20 protein-coding genes are annotated in these 23,778 nt (G+C 61.8%); 9 read left to right on the top strand and 11 right to left on the bottom strand.

Annotation, left to right across the window (positions count from 1 at the left end; genetic code table 11):
* Positions 1-11: 11 nt before the first annotated feature.
* Positions 12-548: a cytochrome b gene (locus GSF27_RS12885; protein WP_160969718.1), complete on the bottom strand. Its 537-nt coding sequence runs from the start codon at positions 546-548 to the stop codon at positions 12-14.
* Between the two features lie 337 nt (positions 549-885).
* Here GSF27_RS12885 and GSF27_RS12880 point away from each other — a divergent pair, with 337 nt between their 5' ends.
* Positions 886-1,212, top strand: coding sequence for a hypothetical protein (locus GSF27_RS12880; RefSeq protein WP_160969716.1), 327 nt, complete (start codon positions 886-888; stop codon positions 1,210-1,212).
* A gap of 42 nt (positions 1,213-1,254) precedes the next feature.
* Here the strand turns inward: GSF27_RS12880 and GSF27_RS12875 are convergent, their stop codons facing one another.
* Entirely contained in the window at positions 1,255-1,599 is a 345-nt protein-coding gene (locus GSF27_RS12875; protein WP_160969714.1) for an Hpt domain-containing protein, read from the bottom strand.
* A gap of 185 nt (positions 1,600-1,784) precedes the next feature.
* Here GSF27_RS12875 and GSF27_RS12870 point away from each other — a divergent pair, with 185 nt between their 5' ends.
* The gene (locus GSF27_RS12870) at positions 1,785-2,996 is read left to right on the top strand and encodes an EAL domain-containing protein (protein ID WP_160969712.1); all 1,212 of its coding nucleotides are present in this window, start codon (positions 1,785-1,787) and stop codon (positions 2,994-2,996) included.
* A gap of 6 nt (positions 2,997-3,002) precedes the next feature.
* Here the strand turns inward: GSF27_RS12870 and GSF27_RS12865 are convergent, their stop codons facing one another.
* From GSF27_RS12865 to bioB, 5 genes are all read right to left on the bottom strand, one after another.
* Positions 3,003-4,793 (bottom strand): acyl-CoA dehydrogenase C-terminal domain-containing protein, encoded by a 1,791-nt coding sequence (locus GSF27_RS12865; RefSeq protein WP_160969710.1) that lies wholly within the window; start codon positions 4,791-4,793, stop codon positions 3,003-3,005.
* Between the two features lie 400 nt (positions 4,794-5,193).
* Positions 5,194-5,886 carry a dethiobiotin synthase gene (bioD, locus tag GSF27_RS12860; protein WP_160969708.1) on the bottom strand — a complete coding sequence of 231 codons (693 nt, stop codon included), beginning with the start codon at positions 5,884-5,886 and terminating at the stop codon, positions 5,194-5,196.
* 13 nt (positions 5,887-5,899) lie between these two features.
* The gene (bioC, locus tag GSF27_RS12855; protein ID WP_237457549.1) at positions 5,900-7,498 is read right to left on the bottom strand and encodes a malonyl-ACP O-methyltransferase BioC; all 1,599 of its coding nucleotides are present in this window, start codon (positions 7,496-7,498) and stop codon (positions 5,900-5,902) included.
* The gene (gene bioF / locus GSF27_RS12850; RefSeq protein ID WP_160969706.1) at positions 7,491-8,672 is read right to left on the bottom strand and encodes an 8-amino-7-oxononanoate synthase; all 1,182 of its coding nucleotides are present in this window, start codon (positions 8,670-8,672) and stop codon (positions 7,491-7,493) included. The genes bioC and bioF overlap by 8 nt, the downstream gene beginning before the upstream one ends.
* Before the next feature lie 46 nt (positions 8,673-8,718).
* On the bottom strand, positions 8,719-9,774 hold the full coding sequence (gene bioB, locus GSF27_RS12845) for a biotin synthase BioB (RefSeq protein WP_160969851.1): 1,056 nt from the start codon (positions 9,772-9,774) through the stop codon (positions 8,719-8,721).
* A gap of 176 nt (positions 9,775-9,950) precedes the next feature.
* On the opposite strand from bioB, the gene GSF27_RS12840 reads away from it, so the two are divergent.
* Positions 9,951-10,724, top strand: a complete 774-nt coding sequence (locus GSF27_RS12840; RefSeq protein WP_160969704.1) for a ComF family protein — start codon at positions 9,951-9,953, stop codon at positions 10,722-10,724.
* Between the two features lie 35 nt (positions 10,725-10,759).
* Here the strand turns inward: GSF27_RS12840 and GSF27_RS12835 are convergent, their stop codons facing one another.
* Positions 10,760-11,194 (bottom strand): hypothetical protein, encoded by a 435-nt coding sequence (locus GSF27_RS12835; protein ID WP_160969702.1) that lies wholly within the window; start codon positions 11,192-11,194, stop codon positions 10,760-10,762.
* 195 nt (positions 11,195-11,389) lie between these two features.
* On the opposite strand from GSF27_RS12835, the gene GSF27_RS12830 reads away from it, so the two are divergent.
* Both GSF27_RS12830 and cysE read left to right on the top strand, forming a co-directional pair.
* Positions 11,390-12,382, top strand: coding sequence for a serine/threonine protein kinase (locus tag GSF27_RS12830; protein WP_160969700.1), 993 nt, complete (start codon positions 11,390-11,392; stop codon positions 12,380-12,382).
* Between the two features lie 585 nt (positions 12,383-12,967).
* Positions 12,968-13,768 carry a serine O-acetyltransferase gene (gene cysE / locus GSF27_RS12825; RefSeq protein WP_160969698.1) on the top strand — a complete coding sequence of 267 codons (801 nt, stop codon included), beginning with the start codon at positions 12,968-12,970 and terminating at the stop codon, positions 13,766-13,768.
* Between the two features lie 122 nt (positions 13,769-13,890).
* Here cysE and epmA read toward each other — a convergent pair whose 3' ends face one another.
* Both epmA and efp read right to left on the bottom strand, forming a co-directional pair.
* Entirely contained in the window at positions 13,891-14,838 is a 948-nt protein-coding gene (gene epmA, locus GSF27_RS12820; protein WP_160969696.1) for an EF-P lysine aminoacylase EpmA, read from the bottom strand.
* A gap of 65 nt (positions 14,839-14,903) precedes the next feature.
* Positions 14,904-15,479, bottom strand: a complete 576-nt coding sequence (efp, locus tag GSF27_RS12815; RefSeq protein ID WP_160969694.1) for an elongation factor P — start codon at positions 15,477-15,479, stop codon at positions 14,904-14,906.
* Between the two features lie 234 nt (positions 15,480-15,713).
* On the opposite strand from efp, the gene epmB reads away from it, so the two are divergent.
* From epmB to GSF27_RS12800, 3 genes are all read left to right on the top strand, one after another.
* Positions 15,714-16,718 (top strand): EF-P beta-lysylation protein EpmB, encoded by a 1,005-nt coding sequence (gene epmB, locus GSF27_RS12810; protein WP_160969692.1) that lies wholly within the window; start codon positions 15,714-15,716, stop codon positions 16,716-16,718.
* 203 nt (positions 16,719-16,921) lie between these two features.
* A complete protein-coding gene (locus GSF27_RS12805) occupies positions 16,922-18,679 on the top strand; it encodes a hypothetical protein (RefSeq protein ID WP_160969690.1) in 1,758 nt (585 codons plus the stop codon).
* A 213-nt stretch (positions 18,680-18,892) separates the two neighbouring features.
* Positions 18,893-20,992, top strand: coding sequence for an EAL domain-containing protein (locus tag GSF27_RS12800; RefSeq protein ID WP_160969688.1), 2,100 nt, complete (start codon positions 18,893-18,895; stop codon positions 20,990-20,992).
* Positions 20,993-21,022: 30 nt separating this feature from the next.
* On the opposite strand, the gene serB is transcribed toward GSF27_RS12800, so the two are convergent.
* Positions 21,023-22,240: a phosphoserine phosphatase SerB gene (gene serB, locus GSF27_RS12795; RefSeq protein WP_160969686.1), complete on the bottom strand. Its 1,218-nt coding sequence runs from the start codon at positions 22,238-22,240 to the stop codon at positions 21,023-21,025.
* 147 nt (positions 22,241-22,387) lie between these two features.
* On the opposite strand from serB, the gene GSF27_RS12790 reads away from it, so the two are divergent.
* On the top strand, positions 22,388-23,572 hold the full coding sequence (locus GSF27_RS12790; RefSeq protein ID WP_160969684.1) for a hypothetical protein: 1,185 nt from the start codon (positions 22,388-22,390) through the stop codon (positions 23,570-23,572).
* Positions 23,573-23,778: the final 206 nt, after the last annotated feature.

The raw sequence follows: 23,778 nt of genomic DNA, 5'->3' as shown, positions 1-23,778 counted from the left end.
TCAGGGGTCAATCAGAGCATGCGCCTGAGGGTGTCGTCCTTATCGAGCAGGTGGTGCTTGATCGCCGCCAGGCCATGCAGCACGGCCAGTCCGACCAGGGCAAATGCCAACCACTCATGCACTTCACCGGCCACATCTTCCTGGTGCTCAAAGAAGGAGCCCAGCGAGGGCACCGTAAACCAGTTAAACACCTCGATGCCGCGACCATCTGCGGTAGAGATCAGGTAGCCGCTGATACCAATGGCAAACACCAATCCGTAGATCAGCAGGTGCACCAGCTGAGCCATACGCACCTCCAGCACCGAATGGCTCGCCAGCGGTTTGGGCTTACCCATCCAGTGCACCAGCGCCAGTCTCAGCACCATTACCAGCATCAGCAAAACACCGATACTGCGATGCAGGTCAGGCCCCTTGCGGTACCACTCGTCGTAGTAGCTGAGACTGGTCATCCACAGCCCCAGCCCGAACAGCCCGAACACGGCTATGGCCACCAGCCAATGCAACAGCTTGTTAAGTCGACCGTAACCAGTAGGGGTATTGCGCCACATCTCTATGCTCCATGAAAGCTTGTGTCGGCAGTCGACACCTCAGGCATCGGCACACCGGACGCTATAGTAGAAAAAATCCTGGCAGCCTATCAGACGGCCGCCCTGAACAGTTTGTTCAAATACGATGAACAATCAGCTCGCCGGTAATAGCGTGTAAGTGCCCTCAACGCTGTCACCTGCACGACAGCCTGTGCAGAAGCCGGGCGACACCCCCAAAAGAGCCATTGCCGGAACCACCAACCCTGCTACTGTACAAATTTCCCGCAAAAAGCGGATGCATAAGGGCCTGTATGGGGCATAATAGAAGATCTGCTTTCCCACCCCCACTGCGGCAATCATGATTAAACCGGTCAAAACCAAAGCGCAAATTCGCGAAGAGATCGAAAATCAGATACAGGCCTACCTCGATCTGGGTGGCGAAGTGGCCCGCTTTCAGCCCGGCCACAGTGGTCGCGACAGCAATGAGCCGCTGCCCAAACCGCCACACATCGAACGCAACCCGGAACCACAAGCCCGCACGCCGGTGTTGTCGGAAATCCAGGCCATTGAGGCGAGACGCCAGCGCAAGAAAGCCGTTCCCAATCGTCGCCGCCGTCGCGACAGCGAGAAGAAAACCCTGCTCACCGATGACTTTGGTGAGCCGCTGCGCTGGATTACCGAGTAACTTCGCCAGCAAGCCTCCCGGTAACGAGCAGCCGCAACCGGCTTACGAGGTACTGTCCTGCTCCACCGCCTGCAACACCTGCTGCAGCATCTGCTCTACCTCGGGCTGCAACCGCACCATGGCCTCCCAATCCTGTTGCCTGGCGGCTTGCTCCAGGCATTCACACAAATCCCCCAGCGGCGTGGCGCCTATGGTGCGGGATGAAGACTTGAGCTTGTGCGCCAACGCTCCCACCCCATCGGCACTGCGGCCACCCATGGCGCTCACAAGTTCAACCATATAAGGCGCAGCACTGCGCCGGAACTGATCCAGGATCGCCCGGGTCAACGCCTGGTCATCGCCAAACATCTCGTTCAGCACGGCGGTATCAATCACGGCTTCGGTCACATCGCCTCCTGCGATTACTGTGAACTGTTGCCGGTTTTGTATCACGATACGTGGTCACTGCCTACCGGCGCCGCCCGGCAGACGCTTTGCACAATCCGCTCTAGGCTCCATACTGTGAGCAAAGCCGCACTGAGGTCGCCCCAGCCCCACAGAGCCGTTGTTTGACTCAGCCAAGGATGACGCTATTGAACCCCTCTGATCTCTCCCGCACCACCTGCCTGGTGGTGGACGATGACCCCTTTATGGTGGCGGCCCTCTGTGCACAGCTGCAAGCCCTGGGGGTCGGCCAGGTGATCCACACCACCAACGCCCACGACGCCCTGCGCCGGTTGGCGGATCGCAGCCAGCCCATCGATATCATCCTCACCGATCTCAACATGCCGCATATGGACGGCATACAGCTGCTGCGCCACCTGGTGGCCCTGGAGGAGAGCGCCGGCATTATTTTGGTGAGTGGCGAAGATCCGCGGCTGCTGGAGTCGGTACGCAGCCTCGGCGAGCAACAGCACCTGCACATTGTCGGCACCCTGCCCAAGCCCATCAGCCAGCAGGCTTTGGGGGAGCTATTACTGCGCAGTGATGCACCGCGGCGTACCAGCGAAGACAGCAACAATACCCAGGTGTTTGCCGAAGAGCTGCGCCAGGCGATCCGCAATGACGAACTGGAGTTTTTCTTCCAGCCCCAGGTGGAAATGGGCAGTCGCCGGCTGGTGGGCGTGGAGGCACTGGCACGCTGGCAACACCCGCAGAAGGGCTGGATACCGTCAGATATGTTCGTCAGCCTCGCCGAGCAGTACGAATTGATCCACGAGCTCACCGACTGCATCTACCACAAGGCCATTGACGCCAGTGCCAGCCTGCAGCAGCAGGGCTTGCACACCCGGGTCTCCATCAACTTCTCCCCCAGCACCCTCAGCGCCCTGGACCTGCCGGACATCCTCAGCGATGCGCTGCAGCGCCGCGGGCTGAGCCCCAGTGATGTGGTGGTGGAAGTAACCGAGAGCACCCTGGCGCAGGATATGAACATCGCCCTCGATATCCTCACCCGCCTGCGCCTGAAGGGATTTGGTCTCTCCATCGACGATTTCGGCACCGGCTTTTCATCGCTGGAGCAACTGCGCCATATCCCGTTTACGGAGCTGAAGATCGACCGCTGTTTTGTGCATGATGCGGCCGGCAACAGCGCCAGCCGCGCGATTCTGGAATCCAGTATCGGCCTGGCCCACAGCTTGAGCCTGAGCTGCGTGGCAGAAGGGGTGGAGACGCTGGAGGATTGGCAACTGGTACAGGAACTGGGTTGCGACATTGTGCAGGGCTTTTACATCGCCCCGCCCATGCCGCCGGCAGAGATGGCGCAGTGGGCGCAGGACTACGCCCTGCGCCATGCAGCCTCATAGGGTCGATCAGAAGAGATCAGCGTCCAGCGCCATCAGTGTGTCGCTGCCAGCCAGGATGTTACCGGACAGGGCTTTGGTGAGCGGCAGCTGCCGCTGGTAGAAGAAACGCGCTACCGCCAGCTTGGTACGGTAGAAGTCCGCCTCGCCGGAATCGACCTTCTCCAGCGCCACCTTCGCCATCAGCGCCCACATATAGGCCAGCGAGAAGGTACCGAACAGGTGCAGGTAGTCGTTGGCGGCGGCACCAATGGCACTGGCATCACCTTTGGCCTGCTCCAGCACCGCGGCGGTAACCTGCTTCAGGTTTTCAAGCTCGCTGGTCAGCGGGGCGATAAACTCCTGCATGGCAGCATTGCCATCACAACTGCTTACGAACGCTTCCACGTCGGCGACAAAATCAGCGAAGAAAGCACCGCCGTTGGCCACCAGCTTGCGGCCCACCAGATCCATGGCCTGCACACCGTTGGTACCTTCGTAGATCTGGGTGATGCGCACATCACGCACCAGCTGTTCCTGGCCCCACTCACGGATAAAGCCGTGACCGCCGAACACCTGCTGCCCCAGCACCGTGGTCTCCAGTGCCTTGTCCGAGATAAACGCCTTGGTCACCGGAGTCAGCAGCGCCATCATGTTGTTGGCGTACTTCTTCTGCTCCGCATCGTCGCTGTACTTGCCCAGGTCCAGCCACTTGGCCACGTAGGTGGAAAGCGCGCGGGCACCTTCGGTCTGGGCGCGCATGACCAACAGCATACGGCGCACATCGGGGTGCACAATAATCGGGTCGGCGGCCTTGTCGGGGCAGACAGCACCGGCCGGTGAGCGACTCTGGATGCGATCACGGGCGTACTCGACGGCGTTCTGGTAGGACATCTCCGCCACCCCCAGCGCCTGGATACCCACCACCAGTCGCTCGTAATTCATCATGGTGAACATGCAGGCCAGCCCCTGGTTGACCTCGCCCACCAGCCAACCTTTGGCACCATCGTAGTTCATGACGCAGGTGGCTGACCCTTTAATGCCCATTTTTTTCTCGATGGAACCGCAGCTGAACTGGTTGCGCTCTCCCAGCGAGCCATCGTCATTGACCATGAATTTGGGCACCAGGAACAGGGAGATACCCTTGGGACCGGGAGGCGCATCCGGCAACTTGGCCAGCACCAGGTGGATGATATTCTCCGCCATGCCGTGCTCGCCCCAGGTGATAAAGATCTTGGTGCCGGTAATGCTGTAGCTGCCGTCACCGTTATCTTCCGCCCTGGTGCGGATAATGCCGAGGTCGGTGCCGGCGTGGGGCTCAGTGAGATCCATGGCCCCGGACCAGACGCCGGAGTACATGTTGGGCAGGTAGGTCTCTTTCAACGTATCAGAACCGTGGGCATTGATGGAGAGACAGGCGCCGGCAGTAAGCATGGGCGCCAGGCCAAAGGACATGCTGCCACTCTGCAGCATCTCCTCCACCTGCGCCGTCAGCATCTTGGGCATGCCCATGCCGCCGTATTCCGGGTTACCTCCAAGGCCGTTCCAGCCCCCTTCACAGAAGGCCTCGTAGGCCGCCTTGAAGCCCTCCGGCTCGGTGACTACGCCATCTTCCCAGCTGGAGCCATGCTCATCGGACTCCCGGTTGAGAGGGGCAATCTCCTGCTCGATCAGTTTGGCTGCCTCCTCCAGAATCGCGTCCGCCGTTTCCCCGTCCACCAGTTCCTGCAGAGCGGGCAATTGGGCCCAGAGAGCCGGGGCATCGAACACTTCATTGAGAACGAAGCGGATATCGCGCAGAGGAGCTTTGTAGTCAGCCATAGGGTCACCTCAATTAGTCAAATCCGTTGCTTGAGTAAACGTGAACAGGTCACAGGTAATGCCGATGGATTGCAGTAACCGGACAGTGGTTACATCGACAGCCGCGCGTGGCGGCAACAGCCCCCGATTAAATCAAACAGTCGTTTTAATTTCAAACGCTTCCACTGCTCTGCGCGGACACGCCGCGACCCGGGACCAGCTCTCCCCGCTGTTACATCAGCATAAACCTTGCCAGTTAACTGTGTAGATTCAGTGAAGGGCCTTGGGTGATAGCAGGCGCCGCCCGTGGTGAAGGCAGAGAGCGCCGGAATGAGAGCCCCGGAAAGTCGCCCCGGGTAGAAAGCGTGACGGCCGTGAGGACGGCCGGAGAACCAGACAGGAGAGCCAGGCGGAGAGGACTTCAGTCCTCTCCCAACAGAGGCTCCAGAGAGAGGTATTGGGCTGCGACCACTGCATCAGCCTCAGCCAGATGCGGGACTTCACCCAGACACGGCGCTTTCAGCAAGCCTTTCAGGGTCGCCACATTCTCCTCGTAACAGTTCATATCCGGGTCCACCCGGTTGGCGACCCAGCCCGCCAGCACCAGGCCATCACGCTGAATGGCCTCGGCCGTGAGCAGGGCGTGATTCAGGCAACCGAGCTTCATCCCCACCACCAGTACCACCGGCAGTTGCAGCTCCTGCGCCAGCTGCGACAGGTTTTCCCGCGGGTTGAGCGGCACCCGCCAGCCGCCGGCTCCCTCTACCAGCAACAGGTCCGCCGGCGCCATAAACAGCCCCTGGCAATAGCCGGCCAGGCGCGCGGCAGAGAGCACCCTGCCCTCCTGCTGGGCGGCGATATGAGGGGCGATGGCGGAGCGCAGGGCCACCGGATTGACTTCGCTGTAATCAAACTCGCTGGTCATGGCTGCCTGCAGGGCCAGCGCGTCGCTGTTGCGCAGGCCATCCGGTGTCTCCTCACACCCGGCAGCCACCGGTTTGATAGCTGCCGTACGCAGCCCCTGCTGGCGGGCCTTTTCCAGCAGACCGCAGGCAATCAGGGTTTTACCCACATCAGTGTCGGTGCCGGCGATAAAAAATTTCTTTTTGGCCATGGAACAGTCGGTCTCAATGTTTCAGAAGTTGCAGGTAAAACACGTCATAGGTGGCGGGCAGCAGTCCGTCCGCCTGACGGAAATTCTCGTAGGCCAGCTTAAAGGCCTGCAGGCGCTGGCGTCCGGTCAAACCGCTGGCGCGGCCGTGGTTCATATTGTGGGCACCCAACGCCTTCAGCTCATGGGTGAGCTGCCGCACTTCGCTGTAGCGCAGCACCATCTCTTCACCCTGCCACTGCAGCAATTGCAGGCCTGAGCTCTCAACGCCCGCCCGCACCTGCTGCTCACTGGCAAAACGGTTCACATGGGTAAACTGATCCACCTGACTCCAGGCCGCACGCAGCTCACGCAGGGTGCCCGGGCCCAGGGTGGCGAGATAGGCCCGGCCACCGGGCTTGAGCACCCGCTGCAATTCGGCAAACAGTGCCGGCAAATCGCTGCACCACTGGATAGCGAGGGTGGAGAAGATACCGTCCACCGAGTTGTCCGCCAGCGGCAGTGACTCGGCATCGCCGCACAGCCACAGGTAATCGCCGCCACGTTCCTCTCGCGCGAACTGCAGCATGCCGTGGGAGAGATCCAGCGCAATCAGGTTCTGGCCCGGCAGGTCCAGCTGCCGGCACAAGTGCGGCTCGAAATAGCCGGTGCCGCAGCCCAGATCCAGCCAGCGATCGGCCACCTGTGCGCTTGTATCGATCTGGCGCAACAGGTTATGGCCGATATCGCGCTGCAAACCCGCCACTGAATCGTAACTGTGGGCAGCACGCCCGAAGGATTGTGCCACACTGGCTTTATCCACCGTGTAGTGGATCTGTTCCACAAACTCCGTTACCCGTGCCGCCACCTCGTCGGTGCGCTGCCAGTGCAGGGCATGGCAACTGTCGCTGACCACGTCCACACGCTGTAGCAGGTTGAGCTGTGCCATATCCTCCTCCACTTGCGCCGGTACCAGCGCATCGTCGGCGGCCAGCAGGTGCAGGCCGGGTTGGGTGAGTTGCGCAAACGCCGCGCGATTATCCAGTTGCTGCAACCACTGCAGCCCTTGTTGCCAGGCGGTCATCTCCCGGCCCTCTGCCGAGGAAGCGCTGAGCTGTCGCAGCGTTTTCAACAGCTCCCGCTCCTGCTCACCGGCACCCTTGGCCATCAGGCCGGCAAAGCGTTTGAGGGTCGCCGCCGCGGCAGCGCCAAAGCTGTCGTAGAAGCCGGCAAAGGTGTCCTCGGGCATCGCCTGAGGCCAGTCATCCCGGGCCACGAAGCAGAGATTGCTGGCCAGGGTGATCAGGCCCAGTACCCGTTTCGGTTCCCGTGCCGCCAGCTGCAACGCCAGCATGCCCCCCAGTGACCACCCCACCAGCAGGTAGCGCTCGGGCAGCTGCCGTTGTAGTTCAGCCAGCCAGCTATCCATCGACTCGCAGACTTCACTGCCACCATTCTTTCCATGAAAGCCGGGCAGGGAGACCAGCAGCAGGTCGTAGTGGTAATTCAGTGCCGGCAACAGCGGTTCCCAGCTGCGGGTATCGCTGCCCCAGCCGTGCAGCAGCACCAGGGGTTCCGGACGCAGCCTCTGCGTCGCCGGCAATCGCTCCACCGCGATACGCATTGCTTCAACCATCGTCTGGCAGCTCCGCCAGTACACTGGAGAGTGCCTGTAGCAGCTGCTCCAGCTGCTCAAAGGTGTGTACTGCCGACAGGGTGATGCGCAGGCGGGACGTGCCGGCGGGAACCGTGGGCGGACGAATAGCACCGACCCAGAATCCTTTCTCCCGCAGCGCCGCAGCCGCCGCCATGGCGCGATCCGCCGCCCCAATCACCAGCGGCTGGATAGCAGTCTGCGAGGGCATCAATTGCAGTCCCAGCTGCTCAGCGCCGGCGCGGAACTGGGCGATCAACTGCTGCAGGTGATCGCGCCGCCAGCTCTCATCACTGATCAATCGAAGGCTGGCGCGGGTTGCTGCCGCCACAGCCGCCGGCATGGCAGTGGTGTAAATATAGGGACGCGCCTCCTGGATCAGGTATTCGATCAGGGTCTCACTGCCCGCCACAAAGGCGCCAAAGGAGCCCAGCGCCTTGCCCAGGGTGCCCATCAGTACCGGCACCTGCTGCTGGGTGAGACCGCAGTGTTCCAACACCCCGGCGCCGCTGTCGCCCAGCACGCCGAAACCGTGGGCGTCATCCACCATCAACCAGGCGTCCTGCGCCGCACACACCTGCGCCTGCTCAGCCAGCGGAGCGATATCACCGTCCATACTGAAGACACCGTCCACCACCACCAGCTTGCGGCTGGCGTCACTGCTGCTGAGCTTGCGCTGCAGGTCGTCGTTGTCGTTGTGCAGGAAACGCTGGAAACGAGCACCGCTGAGCAGTCCGCCATCCAGCAGCGAAGCGTGATTGAGCTTGTCTTCGAAAACCCCGTCACCCTTGCCCACCAGGGCGTTGATAGTGCCCATGTTGGCCATGTAACCGGTGGAGAACAGCAGCGCCCGGTCGCGGCCGGTAAAGGCAGCCAGCTCCTCTTCGAGGGCGTGGTGTTCGCGGGAGTGACCGCACACCAGGTGAGAAGCGCCGCTGCCCACGCCGTAGGTGTCGGCCGCCTGCTTCATGGCGATTTTCAGGTGCGGGTGGTTGGCCAGTCCCAGGTAGTCATTGCTGCAGAAATTGAGCAGGGTCTCGCCATCCACCACCACGTGGGCTCCCTGGGGAGAGTCGATGGTGGTACGGCGGCGGTAGAGGTTGTGCTGCTGCCGCTCTGCCAGTGCCTGCGCCAGAAGCTGATCCATCGACGACATGGCGGAGCTGCCTTTTACTGAAATCTGTGCCGGAGAATGACGCCGCTTACTTGGCGGCGTCGTAGAAGAACTGGTCGTTGCGGGCCGCTTCCATGGACTGGCGCAGCACCTCTTCCTGCTCCGCCTCATCCTGCTCCACTTCGTACTTCTCGGTGTTGATACCAAGACGGTTGAGCAGCGCCATATCCTTGTTGGCTTCCGGGTTGGGCGTGGTCAGCAACTTCTCACCGTAGAAGATGGAGTTGGCACCGGCCATAAAGGCCATCGCCTGCATCTGCTCGTTCATCTCCTCGCGACCAGCGGAGAGACGCACATGGGACCGGGGCATGAGGATACGGGCCACGGCGATGGTGCGGATAAAATCAAACGGGTCCAGGTCAGCCTGGTCCGCCAGCGGAGTACCTTCAACACGCACCAGCATGTTGATCGGCACGGAGTCCGGGTGCTGCGGCATGGTGGCCAGCTGGTGCAGGAGACCGGCACGGTCTTTCTGCTGCTCACCCATACCCACGATGCCGCCGCTGCACACCTTCATACCGGCAGCGCGTACATTGGAGAGGGTGTTGAGACGATCCTCATAGGTGCGGGTGGTGATAATGTCACCGTAAAATTCCGGCGAGGTGTCCAGGTTGTGGTTGTAGTAATCCAGGCCGGCCTCTGCCAGCTCCTGGGCCTGCTCCTCTTTCAGCATACCGAGGGTCATGCAGGTCTCCAGGCCCAGCGCCTTCACCTGACGCACCATGGAGGTGACGTAGGGCATGTCCTTTTTCTTCGGCGAGCGCCAGGCGGCACCCATGCAGAAGCGGGTGGCGCCACTGTTTTTCGCGGCCCGGGCCTCTTCCACCACCTTTTCTACTTTCATCAACTGCTCTTTTTCCAGGCCGGTGTCGTAGCGGGCACTCTGGGGGCAGTATTTGCAATCCTCAGGGCAGGCGCCGGTCTTGATGGAGCAGAGGGTACTGATCTGCACTTCGTTGGGATTGAAGAACTGGCGATGCACCACCTGCGCCTGAAACATCAGGTCGTTAAAGGGCAGATCGAACAGTGCGTTGATCTCTTCCCGGGTCCAGTCGTGGCGGATAGTGTCGGCAGTGGCGCCCATAATCTGAATCACCCTGTTAGGCTCTTTACGGCTGTCTGGGCTGGCGTGCGGACGCCGGCTCCAGGCCATGGATTGGTTAAAAATAAAGCTGTGAATGTCCGCATGATAAGGCTCTGGATGAACCTGTCAACCAAAAATCCGAAACAAGGTTAACTAACCATACAAGGATGTCCTGCGTGCCTCTCTACCGGCGACTCACCCGGCGACTCTCTCCGCTGCTCACCCGGCTACTCTCCCCCATCCCGATTCCCCAGCCCTGCCGCCTCTGCGGTCTCTTCTCCGGGACTCCCGTCTGTCATGCCTGTCACGCCATCAGCACCCCCGCCCCTCATCGCTGTCGGCGCTGCGCCCTGCCCCTGCCCGGCAGTGGTGAGATCTGCGGCGAATGCCTGCAGCAGTCGCCGGCGTTCTACCATACCCTCTGCGCAGGCGATCACACCCCGCCGGCCAGCGACTGGCTCAATGTGTTTAAACACAACGCTGACCTCACGGCCGGGGAACTGCTGCTCTGGCGGTTGGCGAAGGTTGTAGAAGCGCATTATGGGAATGGCCCGCGCCCCGACCTGCTGATACCCACCCCCATGCACTGGCGGGCGCAGCTGCAGCGCGGCTTCAACCAGGCCGCCTGGATGAGCCATCGACTCAGCCAGCAGACAGGCATCCCGGCGCTGATGGCCCTGCAGAGAGTTGCCGCCGGCCAGGCGCAAAAAAGCCTCAGCCGACGTGAGCGGCTGCACAACCTGCGCGACTGCTTTGAGGTGCGGCCGCGAATGCACTCGCTCCTGAGTGGCCGTCACCTGGCGCTGATCGACGATGTGGTGACCACCGGCGCCAGCGCGCGCTTACTGAGCCAGCTGCTGCGGGATGCCGGCGCCGCACGCGTGGATGTATGGTGCCTGACCCGCACGCCGAAACCACATCGACTCCGATGCGGGCCTGAACTGGCGTAATGCCTTACCCGAGCGGCCAACCGGAGCCTGGCGGACTAGTTCAGGTCCCGTCGACGACGGCCACGACGGCGTTGACGACGCTCATCACCGCTGTTGGCCTCATAAAGCTGGGATTGCAGCTGACCGGCCAGGCGCCGGTCGTCGCTGCTGTCGCGACGGTCGGTGTGATGAGCGTAGCGGCACTGGCAGCTTCCTGCGTCACAACCTTCCAGCGGCAAGGCCGGCGTCGCGCCTTGCGCGTCCAGGAAGCGGGTCTCCTGCAGTTCTGCTACCGCGCCGCAGGCGTTGGTGCCCGGTACAATTGAGGTGGCACGATAGGGCCTGGGGGCAGGCTGCGCCCGACCCGATTTCGGATTTAACGAGGCGCCGGGACGAACCGTGCGCCCATGACTGCCAGCCACTGAACGGTTGTTCCTGAAAAACAAAAAAGCCGCCAGCAGCAGCACGGCTACACCAATTATTATCTTCATCCCTGTCATTCCCTGATATTGCAATCCAATGTCCCAATCCCTGCCCACCGGACTCCTGTCCGGACATCAGCCAACGGGATTGGCCTAACCGTTATCACCAACATCCTTAAAGCGGCCATCTCAATGACGATGCTAGACCCTGCCAGCGAGTTCCGCCAAACTGAGCGCCGTTTACCAGAGGCAGCCGACAGACCCATGAGCGAAACAACCCACCCCTACGATGCCCTCACACCAGACTCCGTACTGGATGCGGTGGAATCCATGGGTTACTACTGTGACGGCCGCATTCTGGCGCTTAACAGCTACGAGAACCGAGTCTATCAGGTGGGCATCGACGATGCCCAGCCGCTGATTGCCAAGTTCTACCGCCCCCACCGCTGGAGCCGGGAGCAGATTCAGGAGGAGCACGACTTCTGCCTCGAGCTGGTGGAGATGGAGCTGCCGGTGGTGCCGCCCATGGCCGACAGCAACGGCACGACCCTGCACCAGCACGGCGACTTTCTGTTCGCACTGTTTGAGCGCCGTGGCGGCCACGCGCCGGAGCTGGATAACCTCAACAACCTGGAAGTGATGGGTCGCTTTATGGCGCGCCTGCACAACCAGGGATACGAGAAACCCTTCCTTCACCGCCCCGCCATCGACATACAGAGTTACGGCGTGGAGAGCATGGAATTTCTGTTGCAACAGCAGTTTATCCCCATGGAGCTGGAAACCGCCTACCGCACCCTGGCGCAGGATCTGCTGAAAATTGTCGAGCAACGTTTTGCCGCCACCCGCTTTGAAACCCTGCGCCTGCACGGCGACTGCCACCCGGGCAATATCCTCTGGCGCGACGACGCCCCCAACTTTGTCGACTTCGACGATTGCCGCTCGGGCCCGGCGATTCAGGACCTGTGGATGCTGCTCTCCGGCGAGCGCCCGCAGCAACAGGTGCAGCTGGAGGCCATACTGCGGGGCTACCGCCAATTCTGTCCCTTTAATGGCGCCGAGCTGAACCTGATTGAGCCACTGCGCACCCTGCGCATCATGCACTACAGCGCCTGGCTCGCCCGCCGCTGGGAAGATCCGGCCTTCCCCCACAACTTCCCCTGGTTTAACACCCAGCGCTACTGGTCGGACCATATCCTGACCTTGCGGGAACAGCTGGCGGCGCTGCAGGAGCCACCACTGGAAATGCCGATGTTTTAGATGGTGCGCCCGATTCGCCCATCCAGACCGTCCTGACTCAGGCCCAAAGCCTGGCAGGATATGGATTCCCGCCTGCGCGGGAATGACACGCAGTGACTGCTCTGGCGGAAGGCTACCGGAGCCTGGATTCCCGCCTGCGCGGGAAGAACGAGTTGGCGGGATTGAAGATTCAGTAAATGATCTATGGATTCCTGCCTGCGCGGGAATGACTCTGATGCGGGTTATGTCCGGGAACTGCGCCGCTGAGGCTCCGGTCACCTGCCCTGCCATCACCACCCGGCAGTTACCGATCACTATCCTCTCCGTCGCCCCCGCGCAGGCGGGGGCCCATGACGCCCGGGAGAAACCAGACTACGGCCCACCCCGGACCACGCTCTGGCAGCCCCACCGCAATTCAACTTGTTCATATCCACAACACGAACCAAACTCATACTGAGGCTCCGCGTCATATGCTCCTCCCGCGAGAGCGCCAGCACAGTCACCCGAACTCATGGTTACCGTCGTCCATTCCGATCTCTTTGTCACATTTGCAACAGTCACACCGAAAGCGGGATAATCGCCCCGTTTTTCACTGAGGAGCCGCCCATGAACTTCCCGGACAGTCGCCTGCCCGATCCGGCCAAGGACGAGATCTGGCAGACCATTCGCCAGGAGACCGCCCAGCAGGCCGCGGAAGAACCGATTCTGGCCAGTTTTTTCCATGCCACAATCCTCAACCACTCGCGCCTGGAAGACGCCCTCAGCTTCCACCTGGCCAACAAGCTGGACACTCCGGCCGCCTCGGCCATGCAGATCCGCGAAGTGGTGCAGCTGGCACTGGAAGCGGACCCGTCGCTAAGCGCCGCCGCCCGCGCCGACCTGCTGGCAGTGATGGAGCGGGACTCCGCCTGTGACAACCTCTCCACCCCCTTCCTGTTCTTCAAGGGCTACCACGCCCTGCAGGCCCACCGGGTCAGTCACTGGCTGTGGCAGCACAACCGCCGCGAACTGGCGCTGTTCCTGCAAAACCGTATCTCCGTCGCTTTTGGTGTGGATATCCACCCGGCGGCCCGCATCGGCAAGGGCATCATGCTGGATCACGCCACCGGTATTGTGATCGGTGAAACCGCGGTGGTGGAGGACAACGTCTCGATCATGCAGTCCGTCACCCTGGGCGGTACCGGCAAGGAGAGTGGCGATCGCCATCCCAAAATCCGCGCCGGCGTCATGATCGGCCCGGGCGCCAAGATTCTCGGCAATATCGAAGTCGGACGCGGCGCCAAGGTGTGCGCCGGTAGTGTGGTGCTGAAAGCGGTGCCCGAGCGCACTGCGGTGGCAGGTGTGCCAGCGAAGGAAGTCGGACCGGTGGACGATGAGCCCTCACGGGCGATGAATCAGGGGATATAAATCAGGATTCAGGACGCAGAGCTACAGGGGGGTAGGACGCTTCGCTACAGGGCCACCCCCGTTGAACCACCTGCAGTGAAACGTCCTGTAACCTCTGTACTGGTAAGCGCAGCGTCCTGCTCTCAAACCCTCTCAAACGGAAACGCCAGCAACTTACGGATATCGTCGCAGCTGCCCTGCAACATCAACAGGCGATCCACCCCCATGGCCACACCGGCGCAGTCCGGCATGCCGGCGGCCAGCGCCTGCAGCAGATGCTGGTCGACGGGGTATTGGGGCAGGCCCAGAGTTTGCCGCTTGTGCAGATCGCGCTGCAGGCGCGCGGCCTGCTCGTCGGCGTCGCACAGTTCCCAGTAGCCGTTGGCCAACTCAATGCCACCCACATAGGCTTCAAAGCGCTTTGCCACTGACTGCCCGCGGGCATTGGTACCCAGGCGGGCCAGCGCCGCTTGCGAAGCCGGGAAATCATAGAGCAACACCAGCCCGTCACCCATGCACGGCTCCAGCACATGGCTCATCAGCAGGTCGAGCCACAGATCGCGATCGTCACTCTGCAGGTCAATCTCGATGTGTGTCTTTACCAGCCCCTCCAGCTCCGCCGCACCGGCAACGTGGGGATCGATTCCCAGCTCGCGCTCAAACAACTCCTGGTAACTCAACCGCTGTGTGCTGCCGAGGGTCAGGCAGCCATGCAGCAGGTCGGCCACTTCGTCCATCAACCGCTGATCGTCCCAGCCAACCCGGTACCACTCCAGCATGGTGAACTCCGGGTTGTGGCGACGGCCGGCCTCACCATTGCGAAATACGCGTCCCAGGCTGTAGACATCACCACTGCCCGCCGCCAGTAAGCGCTTGAGGAAAAACTCGGGCGAGGTTTGCAGGTAGAGGGTCTCGCCACACACCGAAGCGTTAATACTGTCGATGTGGGGGTCGCTCACCGCCGCCCGGGAGAGCGCCGGCACTTCCACTTCCAGCACATGGCGGTCAGCAAAGAAATTCCGCAGGTAGTGGTTAAGTTGCGCGCGCTGTTGCAGCTGGGGCAGGGAAGCCGAAGGTTGCCAGAGAGACATGGGAGACAGGGAAACAAAAAAGGGGAAGGTAGCCCCGGGGCCGGATGCCCCGGGGCGGCAAGGACTTAATCTTTGTCCTTGGCGCGGCTCAGGTACTCGCCACTGCGGGTATCCACACGGATCACTTCACCCTCGGAGAGGAAGAGAGGCACTTTTACCACAGCGCCGGTGGAGAGCTTGGCCGGCTTGGTGCCGCCCTGGGCGGTATCACCCTTCAGGCCAGGATCGGTTTCAACGATCTCCAGCTCCACGTGGTTGGGCGGAGTCACAGCCAGTGGAGAGCCATTAAACAGGGTTACGGTGACCTTGTCGGTCTCCTTCAGCCACTTGGCGTTGTCGCCCACGGCTTTGGCATCGGCCTGGAATTGCTCGAAGGTCACGGGATCCATGAAGTGCCAGAACTCACCATCGCTGTAGAGGTACTCCATGTCGTGGTCCATCACATCGGCGCCTTCCAGGGTCTCACCGGAGCGGAAAGTACGCTCCCAGACGCGGCCGGTGTTGAGGTTGCGCAGCTTTACGCGGTTGAAGGCCTGGCCTTTACCGGGTTTGACAAACTCGTTGTCGAGGATGGCACAGGGCTCGCCGTCCAGCATCACTTTCATGCCGCTGCGGAATTCGTTGGTGGAGTAAACAGCCATGGTAGGTCTCGCGCTAATTATCGGTCATCGGGATAGCAATCGGGGCCGCGGGCGCAGGGACCGGGGCCGGAGTGGGCGGCATTATAGCGCAGGCCTGCGGGGAAAATAACCAGTGGCGTTCATTGCCCGGTGAATGTCTTGCCCGGGGGCAACCACAGCGGGAACAGAGGCGCAAAGAGCGCGGTATTGATACAATGCCGCCCCCTTATCCCCCGGTGCGCCGCAGCCAGACCCATGAGCCAGATCATCCCAGCCCAGACTACCCTCAGTTGGCAGGAAGCCATGATTCAGGCCGTGCGCGAACCCCGCCAGCTGCTGGAGTACCTCCAGCTGCCCATGGAACTGCTGCCGGCGGCCGAAGCCGCCACCAGCCACTTTGGCCTGCGGGTGCCCAAGCCCTTCCTGGAACGCATCCGCAAAGGCGACCTCAACGACCCCCTGTTGCGCCAGATCCTGCCGCTGGAAGCCGAGCTGCACAGTGCCGACGGCTACAGTGCCGATCCGCTGCAGGAGCTGGGCAGCAACCCGCAACAGGGGCTGATCCATAAATACCGGGGGCGGGCACTGCTGGTGGTGGCCCCCCACTGCGCGGTTAACTGCCGCTACTGCTTCCGCCGCCACTTCCCCTACGCCGACAACAACCCCGGCCGCGCCCAGTGGCAGGCGACCCTGGACTACCTGCGCGAGGACGACAGCCTGCAGGAGGTGATCTTCAGCGGTGGCGACCCCATGGCCAGCGGCGACCGCCAGTTGCAGTGGCTGGTGGAACAGCTGTGCCAGATTCCCCACCTGCAGCGCCTACGGGTCCACACCCGCCTACCGGTGGTGATTCCGCAGCGCATTACCGACGACGCCCTGCGCTGGCTCAGTGGCCACCGCCTGCAGACTGTGCTGGTGATCCACAGCAATCACGCCAATGAGCTGGATCCTGCCGTCGGCGATGCCCTCGCCCGCCTGCGCCACGCCGGTGTAACCCTGCTGAACCAGGCCGTGCTGCTGCGGGGTGTCAATGACACCCTTGCCAGCCAGAAGAGCCTCTCCGAACGCCTTTTTCAACTGGGCGTGCTGCCTTATTACCTGCACCAGCTGGATCGCGTCGACGGTGCCGCCCATTTCGAAGTCAGCGACACCGAAGCGCTGGAGTTGCACCGCCAGATGCAGGCCTGCATGTCCGGCTACCTGGTCCCCAAGCTGGCCCGGGAAGAGCCCGGCCAACCCAACAAGACGCTGCTGTACTGATCCTGCGATATTCCCCCGCAGCAACCGGCCATAACAATCCGTGACATAAAACTGTCGTTTTATTACACATTGCGGTACTTTGTACTTAAACTGTGACTGGATGCTCAGTTTCACTCACCCTGCTCCAGCGCCATCCGGCAGCGGAACAGAGCGGTGGAGGGCGATCCGTGTGACAAGGACCTGTGCCGAGCGATTACGCCGCGATGACTGACACTGCCACCCTGCTTCAACTGATAAACAGATTGCGCCTGCCACCCCAGGAGCTGTCGGAACTGAGCTTTTGCCAAAGCGCCAAGCCCGCGAGGGTGAGCGCGTGGGCAAGCCTGCTGCCTGTCACCCGCACCACCCATACCAGCGTGCTGCTGTATAAGGCCCTGCCGGAAGTCAGCCGCCTGAATACCAGTGCCGACAACCGGCTGGCCATTCTGGAAGCCCTGCGCGACTGTGTGCAGCAGTGCATTCAGGGGCTGGCCGCAGACTTTCTCGACCAGCCATTGATCCTGCCCGAGACAGCGATGAAAACTGCCATCATCGCCCAGGCGCTGCAGAAACATATGACCGCCGGCTATTGTCAGGTGGTGAAAGACCTGCTGCTGAAGCGCGGCAACAGTCGCTGGCGCAAGGATGACTCCGAGCAGCTGACACTGGCGCTGCACCGCGCCCTCACCGGGCTTGGCCTGCAATACCTGCGCAACTCCCAGATCTATTCCCAGGTCTCCAGCCAGCTGTGGCTGGAGATCCACACCCTCTACCGGATTGCGGAAATCACCGGCCTGCAACATCAGGCGGCCAGCGACAACCTGCTGCGCCAGCTACCGGCCAGCACCATCCAGCAGACTTACTGCCGCACGCTGCTGCTCAGCGCCGCAGGCCCCAACCAGCTGCAGCAGCAGGAGGTCTACACCCTCTATAATGCACTGGAAGAGTGGAGCCGCGCCGTTACCATCGATACGGTGCACTCCCCGGAGCCGGCACTCTACTGCGTCGACCTGGCCGACAGCTACCCGCCCGGTTACAGCAGTACCTGGCCCGACAACAAGCCCCGGCCAGCCACCCTGCGTGCCCTGCGCTTTGGCCACCTGCTGGATCTGGTGCAGGATAGTGCCGGCGCCAGCCAGGGCGGTACCGGCTTGCCGCAACGCCTTAACCAGAGGCTGACCCAGCACCTGCTCACCAGCTGGGGCGAGGAGCGCCACCGCAAACCGACCCGACGCCCCAGCAACACCCCGCTGGAAGTCGTGGTCGGCCTCACCCAGGCGCACTATCACCTGTCCCAGCAGCGCACCTTCGACCAGTTCCTCAGCGATGCCTCGGCACTGGGTCACAGATCTATCACCTCCAGCCAGTTCAACAGCCAGTCCACCGGGCTCAAAGATCCCTGGGCCGACGCCCCGGACGCAGAAAAGCTGGGGGGTTCCATACTGGAGCTCTCACTGGACGATTACCGCGCCCAGGCCAAAGCCGCCAAGACCACCAAGGTAGTGGACCAGAACCGCTACCCCATTTATCAGGTGCACACCTCGGATACCAGCAGTGGCGGCTACTGCCTGGAGTGGCACGGCGAGATCCCGCCCCAGGCCAGGGCCGGAGAACTGATCGCCTTCCGTGAACCGGGACGCCCGCTCTGGTCCCTGGCGGTGATCCGCTGGGCCCGGCAGCACCGGGACAGCTCCCAGCTGGGTGTGCAGATCATCGCCCAGCAGCTGGTGCCGGTCGCCGCCCAGCAACGCGCCACCTCCGGCAGCAATGTCTATATGCGCGCCTTTATTGCCTCTCGCGGTGGCCCGGAGATGAACCAGCAGGTGCTGATCACCGCTGCCGTGCCCTTCCGCGAAGGCAACAAGGTCATGGTACGGGACAACCAGGAAGAGATGCTCCTGCACCTCACCAAACTGGAGTTCAGCGCCTCCAGTGTATGCCTGTTCTCGTACCGCCATTTGCACCGGGAGTTCCCCGAGTAACACTCCACATTGTGCAAACAACGTCACACTTCGGCGAAAAGCCGGAGAGTGACGCGTGGAGGGAAATAAATTTTGCAGTAGTCTGGTTGACCCTGCTCTGCGGCCCGTACAATAGTGGCTCTCCCCAGGCCAGGATATTTGCCGCCCGAGGTTCATCCGGGGCCACCACCGGCCCTGACGATACACGGCTCCTAGGATTACCGATTTTCTGCTATGACTGCTAACGAGACCATTCGCCTGCTGATCCTCAACGACTCCCGTGCAGAAGTTGAAAGGCTTGTCAGCATGTTGAAGAACGCCGGCCTCAGCATCCGCGCCCAACATGTCGAAAGCGAGGAAGCCCTCGCCAAACTGCTGCAGGAGAACGCCTGGGACCTGATGGTGGCACAGGATACCTGCTCACAACTGACTCCCGTCGATGCTATCCGCACCGTACGCCGCCTGAACAAGGACGTACCGGTGATCCTCATCTGTGATGACGAGGGCACCCAGCCGGTGGTCAACGGCCTCAAGATTGGCGCCGCCGATGTGGTGCGCCTGGATGAAGACCAGCACCTGCTGCTGGTACTGCAGCGGGAGATGAGCAATCGCGAGCAGCGCCAGGTCCGCCGCCGCGCCGACCAGAAGCTGCGGGAAGCGGAACGCCGCAGCCAGCAACTGCTGGACAGCTCCCGCGACGCCATTGCCTTCGTTCAGGATGGCATGTATCTGTACGCCAACCAGTCCTTTGCGGAGATGTTCGGCTACGACGATCGCGACGACATCGAGTGCATGCCGGTCATCGACATGATCAGCGATGCCGACCAGGAGCCGGTCAAACAGCTGCTCAAGGAGTTCACCCTCAAGGGTGATGACGCCGAGCTGAGCCAGCTGCAGCTGACCACAGTGACCGCCGACGGGCGCAGCATTCCCGCCACCATTGATGTGGCCAACGCCATCTACGACGAAGAGCCCTGTATCCAGTTTCTGATCCGCGCCAAGGCCACAGACGCCGACAGCGAGTTGCTGCAGGCGGAACTGCAGAAGGTCAAGGATCTCGATCATGTGACCAACCTCTACAATCGTCCCTTCCTGATGGACCAGCTGGAGCGGGAAGTTTCACGCGCCGTTAACAACGGCACCCACGCCTGCCTGCTCTACATCGAAGTGGACGATTTTGCTGATCGCATTCAGGGTCAGATGGGACTGGCCGCCACCGACGGCGTGGTGAAAAGCATTGCCACCGCCCTGCAGCCTTTTGCCGACGCCGGCCAGACCCTGGCCCGCCTGGGCGACGACAGCTTTGCGCTGGTGGCCCCGGGCCTCTCCGCCGAGACGGCGGTGAGCAAGGCGCAACAGATCTGCAAGGCGCTGGAGCAGCACATCATTGATGTCGAGGGTCGCACCGTGCAGGCCACCTGTACCGTCGGTGTCTCCACCATCAACGAGACGTCCGACAGTTCGGCAGCGGTAGTGGCCGAGGCCCAGAAAGCGGTGCAGAACTGGCGCAAGGACAACAGCGGCGCCGGCAACGGTGCCCGCCTGTTTGAGCCGGAACTGAGCGAAGACGAAGCCCGGGAAGCGGAGATCACCCGCAAGCTGAAGCACTCCCTGGCCAACAATGGATTCAAGCTCCTGTACCAGCCCATCGTCAGCCTGCGCGGCTCCGACGAGGAGCTCTACGAGGTGCTTCTGCGCATGGTGGATGAGCAGGAACACCTCTCTCCTACCCTGTTCGCCACTATCGCCTCGCAGATGGGCGCAATGGTAAAAATTGACCGCTGGGTGATCCTGCAGGCTATCAAGTCGCTGGCAGCGCACCGTGGCAAGGGCTTTAACACCCGCCTGGTGGTCAACCTGAGCAAGGATTCCCTCTGTGACGCCTCACTGGTGCCCTGGCTGTCAGTGGCCTTCAAGGCCAGCAACCTGCGCACTGACGCCCTGATATTCCAGGTGCAGGAAGATGACGTCACCAACCACCTCAATGCTGCCAAAGCGATGTTTGATGCGCTGGCAGCTATCGGCGGACGCTCCTGCATCTCCAACTTCGGCTGCTCCCTGAACCCGTTCAAGACCCTGGAGCACGCCTCCCCGGACCTGATCAAGGTGCACGGTTCCTTTACCCAGGACATCCAGAACAGTGGCGAGAACCCCGAGTCCCTCAACAGCCTGATCACCCAGCTGCTGGAAGCGGACAAACTCACCATTATTCCGGAAGTGGAAAACGCCAGCGTACTGGCCACCCTCTGGCAGACCGGCGTGCACTACATCCAGGGGCGCTACCTGCAGGCCCCGGCAGAGTCCATGAGCTACGAGTTCGCCATGGATGGCTGAGCCTTGCGCTCAGCCATCAGCAACCCTCGCTCAACCCTCCAGCTGGTCGCGATCGCGAAAACCTATGAGGTAGAGAATACCGTCCAGCCCCAGGTTGGAAATCGACTGTTTGGCAGACGCCTTAACCAATGGCTTGGCGCGGAAGGCAATGCCCAGACCGGCGATACTGAGCATGGGCAGGTCGTTGGCACCATCCCCCACCGCAATAACCTGCTCCAGCGACAAACCTTCCCGCTGCGCCAGTTCGCGCAGCAGTTCCGCCTTGCGGGCACCGTCCACCACCACACCGGAGACCCGGCCGGTGACCTTGCCATCCTCAATCTCCAGCTCGTTGGCGTAGACGTAATCGATACCCAGCTTCTGCTGCAGGAAACGGCCAAAGTAGTTGAAACCGCCGGAGAGAATAGCGGTCTTGTAGCCCAGCTGCTTGAGAGTCGAGATCAGGTGCTCGGCGCCTTCGGTGACCGGCAGCTGCTCGGCGATCTGCGCCAGCACTGACTCGTCCAGTCCCTTCAGCAGCGCCATGCGACGGGCGAAGCTCTCCTTGAAATCCAGCTCACCGCGCATGGCCGCCTCGGTGATCTCGATCACCTGCTCACCCACGCCGGCGGCCTTGGCCAGCTCGTCGATCACCTCCGCCTCAATCAGGGTGGAGTCCATATCAAAGCAGACCAGGCGGCGGTTGCGACGGTAGACGTTGTCCTCCTGGAAGGCGATGTCCACATCCAGGCGGGTGGACAGCTCCATAAACGCCGAGCGCAGCTCACCCAGGTCTTCCGGGGTGCCACGGGCGGAGAACTCCACACAGGCCTTGGTCTTTTCCGCGGCCGACTCCAGCGGCAAGCGGCCGGAGAGACGGGTAATATTGTCGATATTGAGGTTGTGGCTGGCGGCCACTGCGGTCACCTCGGCGATCTGTTCCGCCGTAATGCGACGGGCCAGCAAGGTAACAATGTGACGGTCCTTGCCCTGCTGCCCCACCCAGTGACCGTAGCTCTCCTCGGTAATGGGCTGGAAACGCACCTGCATATGCAGCTCGTGCGCCTTGAACAACACGTCCTTCAGCACCGGCGACGACTCGTAGGCGGCGGGAATCTCCACCAGCAGGCCGAGGCTGAGGGTGTCATGGATCACCGCCTGGCCGATATCGAGAATATTGGCCTTGTATTGCCCGAGGATGCGGGTAATGGCGGAGGTCACACCGGGTTTGTCTTCACCGGAGATGGTAATCAGCAGGATCTCTTTCACAAAGGTACTCTGGCAACAGCGACTTGGTGCGGCATTATAGCTTTACTCACCCCCGAGACTAAAATACCCTGTGGTTTTGCTGCACGACACGCCGTGTCAGGGATACAGCAATCACCATCAACACCACGGAATTCCGGCACTCCCGCCATGCCGCAACAGCCCACCATGCTGCAACAGATAGTCCAGACCCTCTACCGCCTGCTCCAGACGCCCCTGTTTGTCGCCGGTTTGTCGGCCCTGCTCTGCCTGCTGCTGAGCACCTCCCTCTCGGATCAGCAACACCGCGCCCGCCTCGATGAGCGCAGCGCCCATTACGGCCAGGCACTGGCCGACCTGGCCGCCAAGCAAGCCACCGACGCCACCCTCAACCACGATCTGGTGAGCCTGCAGGTCACCGTCAGCGACGTAGCCCGCAACCCCGATATCCTCAGCGCCACCATCCACGATGTGGAGAACCAGTTGCTGGTGCAGGCCGGCACCTCCCCCGGCAGCGGCGACTACAGCGATCGCGACTACCGTTCCTACAGTGCACCCATTACCCTGCACGACAGCGTGGCCGGCTTTGTCACCATCACCGTGGACCACGAACGACTCTATAGCGAGACCCGCGAGAGCTGGTTACTGGCCCTGCTGGTACTGGCCATCGCCCTGATGGTCAGCAGCGCCCTCAACCTGCGCCGCAACAGCGAGGACGATTCTCAACCCGGCGCAGACACCAGCGCCGCCAACGACGAAAGCCAGCTGCCGACGCGGGAGCGGGAAAACGTCAGCGTCTCCCTCACACTCTACTGCCTCAACACCGACGCCCTGCGCCAGCAACTCAGCGCCTCGCTGCGACAGCAGCTCTACAGTGAACTGGAGACCCAGTTGAGCGGTATCAGCTCCCTCTACGGCGGCAAGGTAGTGTTTGCCAGCGAACAGGGGCTGGAACTGCAATTCCAGGGCGACGACCTGGGCAGTACCGGCTTCCGGGCCATCTGTGCGGCGCAACTGCTGCTGTGCCTGCTACAGGAGAGAAAAGCCCCCGGCATGGGGCTGGTGTTCAGCGGTGCGGTCTATGTACCGGCGCGGGGACAAAACCTGCAATCACAGCTGCAATCACAGAAGGAGCGCCAGGCGGTGTGGGAGTTGTTGCGGCAGCAGACCCAACAGACCCTGCTGCTGGACGGCCAGAACTGCGCCACCTCCCAGACACTGCAGCGCATCCGCACCCGACAGGCGCTGGTGGACGGTCACTGGTTTGTGGTTGACGGCCTGCAGCCGAGCTATGAAGGCTTGCTGAAGAAGCAGTTGCAGCAGCTGCAGACCAACAAGGCGCTGCATCCGGCTTAAATGAGGACGCTTCGCTACAGGACGCGTTGCTACAGGATTCAGGACGCTTCGCTACAGGGTGGGGTAAACCGCTTGGTAGCAGGGGGGAGGTGACTCCGGCCATATTGCGCCACCGTTGAAAAAGATCGCCCGCGGGAGCGGGCTCCTACGATGTATATCACATCCCGTGTAGGAGCCCGCTCCCGCGGGCGATCTTTTCTTCTGTC

The organism is Pseudomaricurvus sp. HS19 (assembly GCF_009857815.1).
In the GTDB taxonomy this organism is placed as follows: Bacteria; Pseudomonadota; Gammaproteobacteria; order Pseudomonadales; family Cellvibrionaceae; genus Pseudomaricurvus.
Note: the sequence above shows the minus strand (reverse complement) of the source record. Positions and strands in the feature narration are given on the sequence as shown.